The following is a 16252-nucleotide window of genomic DNA, read 5'->3' as shown; positions in this document are numbered from 1 at the left end:
TTTTTATTCTGAACAATGCCGGAGGGTAGCAGCGTGTTGACGATTCTGGGTTTTGCGATGGTCGTTTGCTTTATGTACCTGATTATGACCAAACGGATGTCTGCGCTGATCGCTCTGATCATTGTGCCGACATTGTTTGCTCTGGCAGGCGGGTTTTATTATGGACTGGGAGATATGATGCTGGACGGGGTGAAAAAACTGGCACCCACCGGTGTGATGCTGACATTTTCGATTCTGTATTTCGGCCTGATGATTGATGCCGGCCTGTTTGACCCGCTGGTACGTTTTATTCTGAAAATTGTGCGCGGTGACCCATTAAAAGTCCTGATGGGAACCGCAATACTGACCTTACTGGTTTCGCTGGATGGCGACAGTTCAACCACTTATATGATTGCTATTGCCGCATTTCTGCCATTATATCGTAAGCTCGGCATGAACATACTGGCGATGACCTGCCTGGTGAACCTTGCCAGCGGTATTATGAATCTTTCGCCATGGGGCGGACCCACAGCAAGAGCCGCGGCAGCTTTACGTATTGATGCGCTGGATATTTTTATTCCGATGATCCCCGCGATGCTGGTGGCCTGTTGTTCGCTGGTCGGGCTTGCCGTCTGGTTTGGTCTGGCAGAACGGCGGCGGCTGGGCATGATCACCGTTGCCGTTCCGGATAACCGGAATATCAGTCCCGACACCGGTGATGAAACTGCCGGCGCGGCTAACCGGCGGCCTGAAATGTTCTGGCCTAATTTTATTCTGACCACAGTATTACTGGTGATGCTGGTGATGGGCACGTTACCGATCCAGATATTATTTATGCTGGCATTTGCTATTGCGGCAATGCTGAATTATCCGTCACTGGAGCAGCAGAAAGAGCGTATCAGCGCCCATGCGGGCAATGTGCTGGCAGTCACGTCACTGATTTTCGCCGCCGGAATATTTACCGGTATTTTATCCGGTACCGGCATGGTGGATGCGATGGCAAAAAGTCTGCTGTCGGTGATACCCCACAGCTTTGGCCCTTACCTGGCAGTATTTACGGCGGTTATCAGTCTGCCATTCACTTTCTTTATGTCTAATGATGCCTTCTACTTTGGCATTCTGCCGGTGATAGCCCAGACCGCTGCCGGATATGGTATTTCAGCGGAAGAAATTGCCCGGGCCTCGATTGTCGGACAGCCGTTCCATTTACTGAGTCCGCTGGTACCCTCTGTCTATCTGCTGGTCGGTCTGGCGAAAGTGGATATTGGTGATCATCAGCGATTTTCTATCAAATGGGGAATATTTATCAGTTTGATGCTGCTGGCTGGCGGAATTCTCTTTGGTGCTATCCCCGTCTATCATCAGGGATAATCGGTTCCCGGCACCGCCGGGTCTGTGCCGGGCAACAGGGGGATTATCTGATGATAATCTCCCTGCAGGGGCAAAGAGATAAGTTTTTAATATAGATGAGTATTTTGATAACTAAAGGTTCGCTAATATGCATTTAACCTGACGCCGGGTTGGCTGCACACTGTTCTTCATCCCTGTTATGAGGAACCACTATGTCTGAATCGATAGCAACTTCCGGTCTTAATTTGCAGTCCCACTGGATGCCCTTCAGTGCTAACCGTCATTTTCAGCGTGATCCGCGTTTTATTGTCTCAGCGAACGGACGCTGGCTGACTGACGATAAAGGGCGTCAGTTATTTGACAGCCTGTCCGGATTATGGACCTGTGGTGCGGGCCATTGCCGCAGTGAAATCCAGCAGGCAGTGGCAAAACAACTCGCTTCTCTCGACTATGCACCGGCATTTCAATATGGCCATCCCTTATCATTCCGGCTGGCAGAGAAAATAGCAGAGCATATGCCCGGTACACTGGACCATGTCTTTTTTACCGGGTCGGGATCGGAGTCGGCCGATACGGCGATCAAAATGGCCCGCGGATACTGGCGTGCTAAAGGTCAGCCGTCAAAAACTAAATTTATCGGCCGGGCCAGGGGCTACCATGGGGTGAATGTCGGCGGTAGCAGTCTCGGGGGGATCGGCGGTAATCGTAAGATGTTCGGTCAGCTGATGGATGCTGATCATTTACCTCATACCTTACAGGCGGGTCATGCGTTTACCCCGGGGATGGCGGCGACCGGAGGTGTCGCACTGGCTGACGAAATGCTGAAGCTGATTGAACTGCATGATGCGTCGAATATTGCGGCAGTGATTGTTGAGCCGCTGTCCGGCTCTGCCGGGGCGATTATTCCGCCACAGGGTTATCTGCAGCGGCTGCGTGATATCTGTGACCAGCATAATATCCTGCTGATTTTTGATGAGGTAATCACTGGCTTTGGACGTATGGGACGCTGGACCGGTGCTGAGTTCTTTGGTGTGACGCCGGATATCCTGAATTTTGCCAAACAGATCACTAATGGCGCAATTCCGCTGGGCGGTGTGGTTGCCAGCCATGAAATCTATCAGACCTATATGTCGCAGGCATTACCGGAACACGCGGCAGAGTTTGCTCATGGTTATACTTATTCAGGGCATCCGGTCGCCTGTGCGGCCGGACTTGCCACCCTGCAATTACTGGAAAGAGAGCAGCTGGTGGGGCAGTCGGCTGAGCTGGCTCCGGTATTTGAAACCAAACTCCATGCGTTGCGCGGCTGTCCGAATGTGACTGATATCCGTAACTGCGGGCTGGTCGGTGCAATCCAGCTGGCACCCCGTGACGGCGATACGGTAATCCGGCCATTTGACGCGGGAATAGCCCTATGGAAAGCCGGATTCTATGTACGTTTTGGCGGGGATACCCTGCAATTCGGGCCGATGTTTAATACCCGGCCAGCGGAGCTGGATCGTCTGTTTGACGCAGTGGGTCAGGCACTGCACCAGATTGACTAGTGAACTTACCCGCAGCGACGCTGCACAATTCGACCTGTAACGACGTGTGGCGGTTCGCCGGCCAGCGCGGTAAAAAGGATTTCGGGATATTGTTCCGGTCCGGCGTCCCGAAAAAGCGTCAGACGAAGGTTGTTATCAGGCAGGCAGGTAAACAGGATGTTTTATTGCTTTGTGGCGTGCGGATATCCGGGTGATATAACCGGCTAACGGCAGGTGGCGTCAATACTGAAAGCCGGTAACAGGCTTTCAGTATTGAGTAGCGGCCGGACAGCCATCGTCCGGCCAGGCCACTTTAGCGCATGGTAACAAACTCTTCTGCACCGGTCGGGTGGATAGCGACAGTGTTGTCGAAATCTTTTTTGGTGGCACCCATTTTCAGTGCCACGGCAAAGCCCTGCAGCATTTCATCGACACCAAAACCAATACCGTGGATACCGACAATTTTTTCATCGGCACCGACACACACCAGTTTCATCCGGCAAGGCTGGCGATGGCGGGTGACGGCGGTATACATGGCAGTAAATGATGATGTATAGACTTTCACCGCGTCATCGCCGTACTGCTGGCGTGCCTCCGGTTCGGATAATCCGACCGTCCCGATAGGCGGATGGCTGAAAACCACTGTCGGGATATTACTGTAATCCAGGTGTTCTGCCGGTTTGTTATTAAACAAACGTTCGGATAACCGGCGACCGGCAGCAACCGCGACCGGTGTCAGTTCCACGGCCCCTGTATTATCACCGACAGCATAGATCCCACTGACACTGGTGTTCTGGAATTTATCCACCACAATGCAGCCTTTCTCATTCAGTGCCACGCCGCTGGCCTGCAGGTTCAGGTTATCGGTGGCAGGCTGACGGCCAATCGCCCATATCAGACAGTCAACCGTATATTGTTCGCCGTTTTCCAGGGTCAGGGTCAGGCTGCCATCGCTGTTTTTGTCGACTTGTTTCGGCACTGCCTGAGTATGCAGTGACGGCCCCTCGGCGTTCATCACTTCTACCAGGGTGTCAGACAGCAGCGGATCAAACTGGCGCAAAGGTGACTGCTTACGGACAAACAGATGCGTTTCGGCCCCCAGTCCGTTGACCACCCCCGCAATTTCCACCGCGATATAACCGGCACCGACCACAGCAACACGCTTCGGTAATGCATCCAGCTCAAAGAAGCCGTCGGAATCAATACCCCACTCAGCGCCGGGAATATCCGGATGCGCCGGGCGTCCGCCGGTGGCAATCAGAATATGGTCAGCCGTAATCTGTTCGCCGTTCACCTCGACCGTATGCGCATCAACAAAACGGGCAAAGCTTTTAATCACATCGACGTTGTTTTTTCCCAGCACGTTATCGTAAGAGGTATGGATGCGGTCGATATAGGCGGTACGGCTTTTTACCAGTGTTGCCCAGTCAAAATGATTAATGGTGGTATCAAACCCATAATCAGGGCCGTATAAACGAATGGCTTCAGAAATCTGTGCAGCGTGCCACATGACTTTTTTCGGTACACAACCGACGTTAACACAGGTACCGCCCAGTGCTTTCGCTTCAATCAGGGCACATTTCTTACCGTACATTGCCGCGCGGTTAATTGAGGCGATACCGCCGCTGCCGCCGCCAATGGCAAGATAGTCATAATGTTTAGTCATTGAAAATGTCCGTCCGTTTTCGGGTTACGCAGAGGGTGATTCGGTTATGCAGACCACTGCGGGGCGCCTGCGGCTGTTTCTGCTGTGCTGTATTCATTGCTACCAGTGTAACGCGACTCTGGTAAATGCCGCAAAGTTTGCACCTATAGTTGTGATAGGATGCGGGCTGGTTCTGACTGAATATCCGGAAGCATAGCATGTACCTCACCTTTCTTGGCACCTGTGCCGGCACACCCAGCCTGCAGCGTAATGTCACCGCGATTGCGCTGACGCTGCCAGCGGCAGGCGACTGGTTATTTGACTGTGGTGAAGCCACGCAGCACCAATATATGCGCAGTGCGTTAAAACCCGGCAAGCTGGAAAAGATTTTTATTACACATTTGCACGGCGACCATATTTTTGGTTTGCCCGGCCTGCTGACCAGCCGCTCCATGAGCAGTATCAGCCAGCCGCTGACTGTCTATGGTCCGGCCGGTATCAGGGCATTTATCGATAATGCCCTGTCACTCAGTGGCTCATGGGTCAGTTTCCCGCTGGAGATTATCGAAATTGATGAAGGTGTTATTTTCGATGACGGCGGGTACCGGGTGACCGCCTTTCCCCTCAGCCATGTGGTGCCTTGCTTTGGCTATCGTATTGAACAATATGATAAACCCGGTTACCTGGATGCCGCGCGGCTGAAAGCCGAAGGCATCCCTTCCGGTCCCTGGTTTCAGCAACTGAAGCAGGGCGCGACTATTATTCTGCCGGACGGACGGCATGTGGCGGGGCGTGACTATCTGGGGCCGGCGATTAAAGGCAAATCAGTGGCTATTTTTGGTGACACTGCCCCGTCAGCCGCCGGCCGGTTACTGGCAGAAAACGTGGATGTGATGGTCCATGAAACCACACTGGAGGCGGCGATGGCAGAAAAAGCCAATAGCCGTGGCCACTCGACGACGGTTCAGGCAGCCTGTACCGCAAGGGATGCCGGCGCTAAACGGCTGATCGCAACCCATTTCAGCTCACGTTACGGCACCGGGGATATGCCACGTTTACTGGCAGAATGCCAGTCGGTCTTTCCGGCGACCGAACTGGCATATGATTTTGCGGTTTTTGAGATTTAAAACGAGGGTTATTCAGGAACGACCCAGTTAACCAGGGTGTGTCCGGTGCCTGAGGGCACCAGCTGCTTGTGCAGCCAGGGTAAAACCGCTTCCATATCGGATGCCAGTTTCCAGGGCGGGTTAATCACAATCATGCCTGATGCGGTCATGCCGCGCTGGTCACTGTCCGGACGCACGGCCAGTTCAATTTGTAAAATCCGTTTAATGCCGGTCGCCTGTAAGTCGTTCAGCATCCGTTTGATTTGCTGACGTAATACCACCGGATACCATAAAGCGTAAACCCCGGTCGCAAAACGCTTATAGCCTTCCTGAATACCGGCCACCACGGCCTGATAATCGGTTTTGAGCTCGTAAGGCGGGTCAATCAGCACCAGCCCGCGACGGGAAGGAGGGGGCAGTTTTGATTTCAGCTGTTGATAGCCGTCGGCACGGGACACCCGCGCACGTTCATCTTTAAGAAACTCATTACGCAACAGCGGAAAGTCTGACGGGTGCAGCTCGGTCAGTTGCAGCGTATCCTGCCCGCGCAGCATATGACGGGCAATCAGTGGCGAGCCGGGATAATATTTCAGGCGACCTGACGGATTCAGTGCACTGACCGCGGCCAGATAAGGGGCCAGTTGCTGCGGGGCTTCCGGATGCTGCCAGATACGGGCAATCCCTTCCAGATATTCGCCCGTGCGTTCAGCATGTTCGCTGTTCAGCAGATAACGTCCGGCACCGGCATGGGTGTCCAGGTAGAGGAAAGGTTTCTCTTTTTCCTGCAGTGACTGAATGATCAGGCTCTGTACGGTATGTTTTAAGACATCCGCATGATTACCTGCATGGAAACTATGACGATAGCTCAGCATGTTATTAACCTTAGTGGGATTTTTTGTTCTGTGAGATGTAAACCCGGCTATCGTCACACCCTCACGGTAGAGACAAATTTCAGCCTGTCCGGCAGCGTTATGCGGCCGGGCGGCGAGTATAGCAGTATTGGCTGACGCACAGTAGTCAGGGCGGTTATTTATCCGGCGGTCACCGCTGGCCGGCCGGGCGCTCAGGGCGTCTGCAGATAAAATTCCGTGATCTGCCTGGCGGCAGGACATTGATTTTCTGTCGGTCCGCCCCCATCCTGATCCTATCGCGCATGCTGAGCGCCCCCTAACATCAACAGGATTGTGTTATGACTAACCCGTTACTGACTCCGTTCACACTGCCCCCGTTTTCGTTGATTAAGCCTGAACATGTGGTGCCGGCCCTTACTGAAGCTTTACAGCAATGCCGTGCCACGGTCGAAAAAGTCGTGGCACAGGGCGGCCCTTATCGCTGGGAAACATTATGTCAGCCGCTGGCAGAGAGCGATGATCGGCTGAGCCGCCTGTTCTCGCCGGTCAGTCACCTGAACTCAGTGAAAAACAGCCCTGAACTCCGTCAGGCCTATGAGCAGGTTCTGCCCTTATTATCGGAATATGGCACCTGGGCAGGGCAGCATAAAGGGCTGTATCAGGCGTATGTCAGCCTGAAGGAAGGCGACAGTTATGAAACCCTGAGTACTGCGCAGAAAAAAACTGTCGATAATGCACTGCGTGATTTCGAATTATCCGGTATCGGTCTGCCGGAAGAGAAGCAGCAACGCTATGGCGAAATCGCTTCCCGCTTGTCAGAAATTGGTGCGGCTTACAGTAACAATGTGCTGGATGCGACCATGGGCTGGAGTAAGCTGATCACCGATGAAGCCGAACTGGCCGGGATGCCGGAAAGTGCACTGGCGGCGGCAAAAGCGCAGGCCGAAGCCAGAGAGCAGCAGGGCTGGTTACTGACTCTGGACATTCCGAGTTATCTGCCGGTAATGACCTACTGCGAAAACCGGGCCCTGCGCGAAGAAATGTATCGTGCCTACAGCACCCGCGCTTCTGACCAGGGACCGAATGCCGGTCAATGGGATAATGGCCCGCTGATCGAAGAAGAACTGGCCCTGCGCCATGAGCTGGCTCAGTTACTCGGCTTTGGCTCTTTTGCCGAAAAATCACTGGCAACGAAAATGGCAACCTCTCCCCGTCATGTGCTGGATTTCCTGTCAGACCTGGCGACACGTGCCCGTCCGCAGGGTGAAAAAGAGCTGGCCCGGTTACGTGAATTTGCCCGACAGCACTATAACGTGGATAACCCGGAAGCCTGGGATATCACCTTCTATGCTGAGAAACAGAAACAGTACCTGTACACCATCAGCGACGAACAACTGCGCCCTTATTTCCCTGAAGACCGGGCCGTCAGTGGTCTGTTTGAAGTGGTAAAACGTATTTACGGTATTACCGCCAGAGAACGTAAGGATGTGGATGTCTGGCATCCGGATGTCCGCTTCTTTGAACTGTACGATGAACGCGGTGAACTGCGGGGCAGCTTCTATCTGGATCTGTATGCCCGGGAGCATAAACGGGGCGGGGCGTGGATGGATGACTGTGCTGGCCGGATGCGTAAAGCCGATGGCTCCTTACAGAAACCGGTCGCTTACCTGACCTGCAACTTTAACCGTCCGCTGAAGGGTAAACCGGCACTGTTTACCCATGATGAAGTGATCACTTTATTCCATGAATTTGGTCACGGCCTGCATCATATGCTGACCGAAATCGACACCGCCGGGGTTTCCGGTATTAACGGGGTTCCCTGGGATGCCGTAGAGCTGCCAAGCCAGTTTATGGAAAACTGGTGCTGGGAACCGGAAGCGCTGGCATTTATTTCCGGCCATTATGAAACCGGTGAACCGCTGCCGGAAGCGCTGCTGGAGAAAATGCTGGCGGCGAAAAACTATAATGCAGCCATGTTTATCCTGCGTCAGCTGGAGTTCGGGCTGTTTGATTTCCGGTTACATGCGGAATATGACCCGGCCAAAGGGGCCCGTCTGCTGGAAACCTTGCAGGAAGTGAAAAAACAGGTTGCGGTAGTACCGTCACCCTCATGGGGGCGTTTCCCGCATGCCTTCAGCCATATCTTTGCCGGGGGCTACGCCGCGGGTTACTACAGCTATCTGTGGGCGGATGTGCTGGCTGCTGATGCCTACTCGCGGTTTGAAGAGGAAGGTATTTTTAACCGTGAGACCGGACAGTCTTTCCTCGACAACATTCTGAGCCGTGGCGGTTCCGAAGAACCGATGGTGCTGTTCAGTCGTTTCCGTGGCCGTGAACCACAGCTGGATGCGATGCTGGAACACTACGGGATTAAGGGATAACCCGCGGGTGAATATTTGTCTGATTGATGAAACGGGCGCCGGAGACGGCGCCTTATCTGTTTTAGCTGAACGCTGGCAACTGACCCATGATCAGCAGGCGCCGATGGCGCTGGTGATGACGGCGTCACACCTGGAATTACGTAAACGTGATGAGCCAAAGCTGGGCGGCATTTATGTCGACTTTGTATCCGGCGCCATGGCCCACCGGCGTAAATTTGGCGGCGGACGTGGTGAGGCGGTAGCCAAAGCCGTCGGGATTAAAGGCAACTATCTGCCGGAGGTGGTGGACGCGACTGCAGGACTGGGACGTGATGCTTTTGTACTGGCGTCTGCCGGCTGCCGTGTCAGAATGCTGGAACGTCATCCGGTTGTGGCGGCGTTGCTGGACGATGGTTTACAACGCGGTTACCGTGATGCGGAAATCGGTCCCTGGCTGCGGCAGCGGCTGACCCTGATCCATGCCACCAGTCATCAGGCCCTGGCCGACATCACCCCGCGTCCGGATGTGGTCTATCTGGACCCGATGTATCCGCACCGGCAGAAAAGTGCCATGGTAAAGAAAGAAATGCGGGTGTTTCAGTCTCTGGTCGGGGCAGATGAAGACGCTGACGGGTTACTGTCTCCGGCCCGGTTACTGGCCAAAAAACGTATTGTAGTGAAGCGCCCTGACTATGCTGAACCTCTCGACGGGGTTGCAACCTCTTCGGCGGTAGTTACCAAAAGTCATCGGTTTGATATCTATCCGTCACTGGCCCCGGCAGAGTAACGGTTTCCGGCCAGCCGGCAATTTGCTGACCGGAGAGTGAGTAATTACTTACTCTCCGGTCACTGTCGTCTGACAGAGAACACCCTTATCAGGGCCTGTGACTGTTACCGGTTATTCTTCGTCTTTCATCGGCACAATCAGCATATCGATATGTACGGTATTGATTAACTGGCGGGCCGAGGACATCAGTTTGCTCCAGAAATCCTGATGGTGACCACAGATCACCAGGTCAGCATGATATTTATGGATCGCATCAATCAGTACCTGTGCCAAATCGCCGCTGCCACTCAGGGTCTGACTGATGGGATAACCGGCGCTGGTTGACAGGTGAGTCAGTGCTGACTGAGTCTCTTCGGAAATACGTTTCTGCATATCTCCCAGATTAACGTCAATCAGACCGGTATAAAGATCAGAGTAATTAACGTCGACATGAATTAATGACACTTTAGCATTGTAAGGGCTGGCGAGTGAGACCGCTTTTTCAACCAGCAGCTGACTTTCCGGGGAAAGATCAACGGCGACCAGAATATGTTTATAAGACATGACAGACTCCTTAATACGAAAAAGGTAGGGATCAGCAAAGGCATATCAACGACAGGTTGCTGACCACTATGGCGATTTTCTACTGTGTGCTGTGAATTTATCCTACCATAGGGCGGCAGAAGTGAGTATAGAATGATTATCGCCTGTCTGGCAGTACGCCAGCGATGAAACGGGTCAAAGCAGCGTGCTTTTTTCCTCCCGGGTTATAATGAATATTCACTTACCGGACGGAAAAATATTATCTGTACTAATCAATAGTCATCACGGCTGTGGCCAGCTGTATGATATAGCGGTGTGACAAGGGGACAGGCAGAGGGGAATGATGATAAACACAACGGCACTTTTTATCGGGCTCTGTATTGTCTGTGTCATTAATATGCTGAGGTATGTTTCTTCATTACGTACCTTGCTGGTGGTGATGCGTGGCTGTGATCCGTTACTGTATCAGTTTGTGGACGGTGGCGGTTTTTTTACCGCACATGGCCAGCCCTCGAAGCAGATGCGACTGGTACGCTATATCTATGAAAAACGTTACCTGGATCACCATGATGAGGAATTTATCCGGCGTTGTGAACGGCTGCGCCGGCAGTTTATTCTGACCAGTAGCCTGTGTGCCCTTATAGTGATCAGCCTGGCAGGGCTGATTATCTGGCATTAGCGGCGGCCAGGGGAAAAAAAAGCTGCCCCGGCAGAGGCAGCTTTTAGTCGCGATAACTTTACGTGGCTGATTAAATAATATGCAGCGCAATCCAGTAAAGGCCCGCCGATAACAGAATAGAGACCGGCAGAGTCAGGACCCATGCCATCACAATATTCTTGATGGTTTTGCTTTGCAGGCCGCCACCATCGACCAGCATCGTCCCGGCAACGGATGATGACAGTATATGGGTGGTCGATACAGGCATACCCGTATAACTGGCAATACCGATAGAGGTAGCCGCCGTCACCTGCGCCGCCATCCCCTGTGCGTATGTCATGCCTTTCTTGCCGATTTTTTCACCAATAGTGGTAGCGACGCGACGCCAGCCAACCATGGTGCCCAGTGACAAGGCCAGCGCAACCGCAACGATAATCCAGACCGGTGCATACTCGATGGTTCCGAGCAGGTCATGGCGTAAATCATCAAGGAAACGGCGATCCTGACTGCTGGTTTGCGGCAGTTTGGCCACTTTATCCGCGGTATCCGAAATACACAGCAGCAAACGTCGCATCTGGGCACGGTTTTCGACCGTCAGCTGGTCATAACTGCTGAGGTTTGTCAGCATTGCACGGGCATGGGCAACAGCTTCCAGTGCCCGTTCATTACTGCAATGGAACTCTTCCACCGGCGTGCTGATCACAACCGGCGTTACCGACGGCGCAATAATCGACTGCAGTGACTGACTGTTCTGCTGGTAATACTGTTGCAGATGATCAACCGCGTCACGGGTACGGGTAATATCGTATCCGGATGCATTCATGTTGACGACAAATCCGGCCGGTGCCACGCCAATCAGGACCAGCATAATCAGACCAATGCCTTTCTGTCCGTCATTCGCACCGTGTGAGTAACTGACACCCACTGCTGAGACAATTAATGCAATCCGTGTCCAGAAAGGCGGCTTTTTCTTGCCATCAATCTTTTCACGTTCGGCTGGCGTCATATGGATCCGTGAGCGCTTACGCGTCCCGCTCCAGTATTTCCGCAGCAGAAAAATCAATACCCCTGCCAGTACCATCCCGACGATCGGTGACAGTATCAGCGACATAAAGATATTAATGACTTTCGGGATATTCAGTGCATCAATCAGTGAACTGTCGGTGACCAGTGCATTTGTCAGCGCAATGCCGATAATTGCGCCGATCAATGTATGGGAACTGGAGGCCGGCAGACCAAAATACCAGGTGCCGAGGTTCCAGATAATTGCTGCCAGCAACATGGAAAAGACCATAGCTAAGCCATGGGCTGAACCGACATTCAGCAGCAGATCCGTCGGCAGCATATGAACGATAGCATAGGCTACGCTCAGTCCTCCCAACAGAACTCCCAGAAAGTTAAAGATCCCCGCCATTGCAACAGCCAGCTGCGCACGCATGGCACGGGTATAAATTACCGTCGCCACTGCATTAGCGGTATCATGGAATCCGTTGATTGCTTCGTAAAACAAAACAAACAGCAGAGCAACTATCAGTAGTAGGCCAGTACTTAAATCGATACCAGCAAAAAGATGAAGCATAAACGTTACGCCATTTTTTGAGGACATGAACCCCGCGCATTATCAGCGACAGAGGTCCATTCAGGAAAGAGAAATCTCCTTTTTTTTACATGGCAGTGGCCGGTGGCGGAATATTTTGTTTTAAAATCACTTAAAAATTATCAAGTTATGTTGTATCCCGCCGGCTGAGAAATTTTCATTCTGGAGTCGGGTCACGCATATCTCTACAATCAGCCGTTTTTCGGCGGGGGAAGTATGGAAAAGTTTGACGTAATCGTTGTGGGCGCAGGGGCTGCCGGGCTGTTTTGCGCGGCTCAGGCCGGACAGCGCGGCCTGAAAGTGCTGGTGCTGGATAACGGCAAAAAAGCGGGCCGTAAAATCCTGATGTCCGGCGGCGGGCGCTGTAACTTTACCAATCTGTACACTGAACCTGCCGCCTACCTTTCACATAATCCGCACTTTTGTAAGTCAGCACTTGCTCGCTACACACAGTGGGATTTTATTGAGCTGGTGGGGCGTCATGGTATTGCCTGGCATGAAAAAACCCTCGGCCAGCTGTTTTGTGATGACTCAGCACAGCAGATTGTCGACTTACTGCTGACGGAATGTCAGGCAGGTAATGTCACTCTGCGGCTGCGCAGCGACATTCTGAGTACTGCACGTACGGAAACGGGTGACTACCTGCTGCAGGTGAACGGATCTGAAGTAAGTGCTCGCAAACTTGTTATCGCTTCTGGCGGACTGTCTATGCCCGGGCTGGGCGCGACCCCGTATGGTTATAAAGTGGCCGCGCAGTTCGGGCTGCGGGTATTTCCGACCCGTGCTGCACTGGTCCCTTTTACGTTGCATAAACCTTTACTGGAGCAACTCCGGACGTTGTCCGGGGTCGCTCTGCCGGTCACGGTGAGTGCAGCACAGGGACAATTATTTAAAGAGGCGATGCTGTTTACTCATCGCGGACTGTCCGGCCCCTCTATGTTGCAGATTTCCAGTTACTGGCAACCCGGTGAATCCCTGACCATCAATTTATTGCCGGATATCAGTCTGCCGGAATTTCTGGACACGCAGCGGACAGCGCACCCCAATCTCAGCCTGAAAAACTGCCTGGCAAAAATTTTACCAAAACGTCTGACGGAGATACTGCAACAGCTGCAGACAGTACCGGATATTACCCTGAAGCAACTGAATCAGAAGCAGCAACAGCTGCTGGTACAACAGCTGACCTGCTGGACAATACAACCAAACGGCACTGAAGGTTACCGTACCGCTGAAGTCACACTGGGTGGGGTTGATACTGACCAGCTTTCTTCACGCACCATGGAAGCCCGTGATGTGCCGGGGTTGTATTTTATTGGTGAAGTTGTGGATGTTACCGGCTGGCTGGGCGGCTATAATTTTCAATGGGCCTGGAGTTCGGCTGCTGCCTGTGCAGACGCGTTGTAATTTTCTCTGTCCTCTGCCTGTGGCCGTAGATTATCCCCGCAGGGAAGCCGGCTGTACTCTGCGGACTGGCTGCCGGACACCACAAGGCAGATAAACCCCAAATCCGCAGCGCGGAAGTTTCAGCGTTGCAGAGGTGACTACCTGTCCTGATAAATTTCTGACTGGCTGACGATATTACCGGTGATTATTCCGGTTTCACTGCCGGTCAGTACAGGAAAACACTGGTTCTGAAACGGATACGCTGCAGACTCTGTTATTACCGGGAAGATAATATATAATATATTGATATTAAGCTGTTTTTTATAATCAGCGTCTCTTATCCCCCCGGGGCTGCTGACCCGACACAGACAGAAAATATCTGCCGGATTGTTTCGACAGATACGCAAGGCGCTGAGTCACCGTGCTGCGGATGACCAGCAGCTAAAGCCGGTTGTTAAAGGTATTATACGGAATCGCACAGCCTGTAAATCTCTGCATCTGCTTTTATTCGCTGGATTATAAACAATAAGAAACCCTTATCATTTTTCTGAACAGTGACTGTCAGAAACCTGCGTTATTTATCGGCTGACGGATGTAAGCGGTTTTTCAGTCATAACATCATCTGTCAGCCTTTCTGAGACTGTCTGAGTGTCAAGTGTCTGTTATTGCCTTATTATCTGTTAAATAATTTACTATTTTTGCTGTTTAGTTGTGATTTTTTTAGGAAAAAATTTAAAAATTAACCATTTAAAACATAGTGTTATATTTACTTTCATAATCTGAAAGTGTTTTAATGCGGCTTTAATAATAAATTAATCAATAACAGACTTATTTATTTTAAATTAAAATATCAGTTTCGACTGAAAAATATAAACATTTGTTAAACCGCGAGTGATTCAGGCTATACTTTTTAATGAACTTATGAATCTCTGTTTTTACAGAAATATAAACAAATAATAAATGCATTGATTTTTTTTCGGGTTCTTAGTTAAATGAAAAGTTAAAATAGCGATTATCACTGACTGAATAATAATGCTGAGGAAAAGTATTATTGAACGGAAAGGGGCTGCGGAAAAAGCACCATTAAACGTCATTGTGTTATCTGAAAATCCGCGCAGGAGAGTGTTATCGGTCATTCCTTTACCAGAAGCAATCTGAAATTATTATTCTTTGTTATTTAAAGAATATTTAATATAAGGGGCACCAGAATACCCCGGCTTTTCAATTTTCCGACGATATCGTTGCCACTATTCCTGCCTGAGGGTGCTGTCTGTCAGGTGATCTTAAAATGTTACAGAGTGTATAAATAATTAAATATTATGAATCATATTTTAGTTACCGGTGCGACCGGCTTCCTGGGGGGCGCTGTTGTCGCTGACCTTTTAAAACAGAAAGAGAAAAGCCAGCTACTGTTACTGGTCAGAGCAGCATCCGCGGAACAGGGACTGGTCAGAATTAAAGAAAACTTAGCCAGGTTTTCTCTGGGAGAGTCAGTACTGAATACCCTGACCACGGCCAATATTTTACCGGGTGACTTAGCCTCTCCGCAGGAGTTTGCCGATGATCCGCGGCTGGACACGGTGACCCATGTGATGAACTGTGCCGCGGTGGCATCATTTGGTAAAAACCCTTATATCTGGAAGGTCAATGTCGAAGGGACGTTACAGTTTGCCAAACGCATGAGTGAGGTCGCAGGGCTGAAACGATTCTTACACGTTGGTACGGCCATGTCCTGTGCCCCTGAACCCAATATGGTGGTAACGGAAAATAAACTCGATACTGAACGTGACCAGCATATTGTCGAATATACGTGGAGCAAAGCCACCATTGAAAAAATGATGGCTGAGACACTGCCTGATTTACCGCTGATCATTGCCCGGCCATCCATCGTGGTTGGCCACTCTGAATATGGGTGTACACCTTCTTCCAGTATTTTCTGGGTATTCCGTATGGCTCTGATGCTGGGACGTTTCCCGTGTAACCTCAGCGATCGTATTGATGTTATTTCTGTCGATTACTGTGCCGAAGCGCTGGTGATGTTACTGCTGGCAGACAACCTGAATGACTCTATTTTCCATATTTCGGCCGGGTCTTCGAACAGTGTCAGTTTTGCCGAAATCGATCAGGCGATGGCAAGGGCATCAGGCGAAGAGGCTGTCGCTGAGCGTTACCGTAAAGCCACCTATAAGGAACTTTCAGCCAGCCGAAAAACATTCGCTTCGCTATTTGGTCCCTGCAATGAACGAATTGTATTGCGGGCGATGAATCTGTACGGGCATTTTTCTGAGCTGAATGTGGTATTTGATAATTCAAAAATTATTGATCTTGGTATGTCTCCGCCGAAAAAATTCACTGACTATCTGGACCGGTGCTATTTATCCACCCGCGGGTCAACGATTGCTGAATTAATGGAAGTTGATTTTAAATAATTGCTGAATATGGTGACCTGGCAGGCCGGGCATTGCGCCGGTCCCTGCCAATCTTCGTGAAT

Annotated in this window: 12 protein-coding genes; 8 read left to right on the top strand and 4 right to left on the bottom strand. The window is 51.4% G+C overall.

What is annotated here, in order from left to right; translation table 11 throughout:
- The first annotated feature begins 33 nt into the window (after positions 1–33).
- Together JK198_RS10565 and JK198_RS10560 are read left to right on the top strand one after the other, a co-directional pair.
- Positions 34–1350, top strand: a complete 1317-nt coding sequence (locus JK198_RS10565) for a CitMHS family transporter (RefSeq protein ID WP_212708677.1) — start codon at positions 34–36, stop codon at positions 1348–1350.
- Between the two features lie 191 nt (positions 1351–1541).
- Positions 1542–2873, top strand: coding sequence for an aspartate aminotransferase family protein (locus tag JK198_RS10560; RefSeq protein WP_212708678.1), 1332 nt, complete (start codon positions 1542–1544; stop codon positions 2871–2873).
- A 292-nt stretch (positions 2874–3165) separates the two neighbouring features.
- Here the strand turns inward: JK198_RS10560 and gorA are convergent, their stop codons facing one another.
- The gene (gene gorA / locus JK198_RS10555) at positions 3166–4518 is read right to left on the bottom strand and encodes a glutathione-disulfide reductase (RefSeq protein ID WP_212710506.1); all 1353 of its coding nucleotides are present in this window, start codon (positions 4516–4518) and stop codon (positions 3166–3168) included.
- A gap of 197 nt (positions 4519–4715) precedes the next feature.
- On the opposite strand from gorA, the gene rnz reads away from it, so the two are divergent.
- Positions 4716–5624, top strand: coding sequence for a ribonuclease Z (gene rnz / locus JK198_RS10550; RefSeq protein WP_212708680.1), 909 nt, complete (start codon positions 4716–4718; stop codon positions 5622–5624).
- A gap of 8 nt (positions 5625–5632) precedes the next feature.
- Here the strand turns inward: rnz and JK198_RS10545 are convergent, their stop codons facing one another.
- Entirely contained in the window at positions 5633–6475 is an 843-nt protein-coding gene (locus JK198_RS10545) for a 23S rRNA (adenine(2030)-N(6))-methyltransferase RlmJ (protein ID WP_212708681.1), read from the bottom strand.
- A gap of 317 nt (positions 6476–6792) precedes the next feature.
- Here JK198_RS10545 and prlC point away from each other — a divergent pair, with 317 nt between their 5' ends.
- Together prlC and rsmJ are read left to right on the top strand one after the other, a co-directional pair.
- Positions 6793–8835, top strand: a complete 2043-nt coding sequence (gene prlC, locus JK198_RS10540) for an oligopeptidase A (protein ID WP_212710505.1) — start codon at positions 6793–6795, stop codon at positions 8833–8835.
- 7 nt (positions 8836–8842) lie between these two features.
- Positions 8843–9601: a 16S rRNA (guanine(1516)-N(2))-methyltransferase RsmJ gene (gene rsmJ / locus JK198_RS10535; RefSeq protein WP_343876748.1), complete on the top strand. Its 759-nt coding sequence runs from the start codon at positions 8843–8845 to the stop codon at positions 9599–9601.
- Positions 9602–9712: 111 nt separating this feature from the next.
- Here rsmJ and uspA read toward each other — a convergent pair whose 3' ends face one another.
- Positions 9713–10144 carry a universal stress protein UspA gene (uspA, locus tag JK198_RS10530; protein WP_212708684.1) on the bottom strand — a complete coding sequence of 144 codons (432 nt, stop codon included), beginning with the start codon at positions 10142–10144 and terminating at the stop codon, positions 9713–9715.
- A 322-nt stretch (positions 10145–10466) separates the two neighbouring features.
- Here uspA and uspB point away from each other — a divergent pair, with 322 nt between their 5' ends.
- Positions 10467–10802, top strand: a complete 336-nt coding sequence (gene uspB, locus JK198_RS10525) for a universal stress protein UspB (protein ID WP_212708704.1) — start codon at positions 10467–10469, stop codon at positions 10800–10802.
- A gap of 70 nt (positions 10803–10872) precedes the next feature.
- Here the strand turns inward: uspB and pitA are convergent, their stop codons facing one another.
- The gene (gene pitA, locus JK198_RS10520; protein WP_212708685.1) at positions 10873–12360 is read right to left on the bottom strand and encodes an inorganic phosphate transporter PitA; all 1488 of its coding nucleotides are present in this window, start codon (positions 12358–12360) and stop codon (positions 10873–10875) included.
- 234 nt (positions 12361–12594) lie between these two features.
- Here pitA and JK198_RS10515 point away from each other — a divergent pair, with 234 nt between their 5' ends.
- Positions 12595–13782, top strand: coding sequence for an NAD(P)/FAD-dependent oxidoreductase (locus JK198_RS10515; RefSeq protein WP_212710504.1), 1188 nt, complete (start codon positions 12595–12597; stop codon positions 13780–13782).
- A 1298-nt stretch (positions 13783–15080) separates the two neighbouring features.
- A complete protein-coding gene (locus JK198_RS10510; RefSeq protein ID WP_212708687.1) occupies positions 15081–16190 on the top strand; it encodes an SDR family oxidoreductase in 1110 nt (369 codons plus the stop codon).
- Positions 16191–16252: the final 62 nt, after the last annotated feature.

This window comes from Tatumella sp. JGM91 (assembly GCF_018257575.1).
Taxonomy (GTDB): Bacteria; Pseudomonadota; Gammaproteobacteria; order Enterobacterales; family Enterobacteriaceae; genus Tatumella; species Tatumella punctata.
The sequence above is the reverse complement of the archived record's forward strand: the minus strand, read 5'-3'. Positions and strand labels throughout refer to the sequence as shown.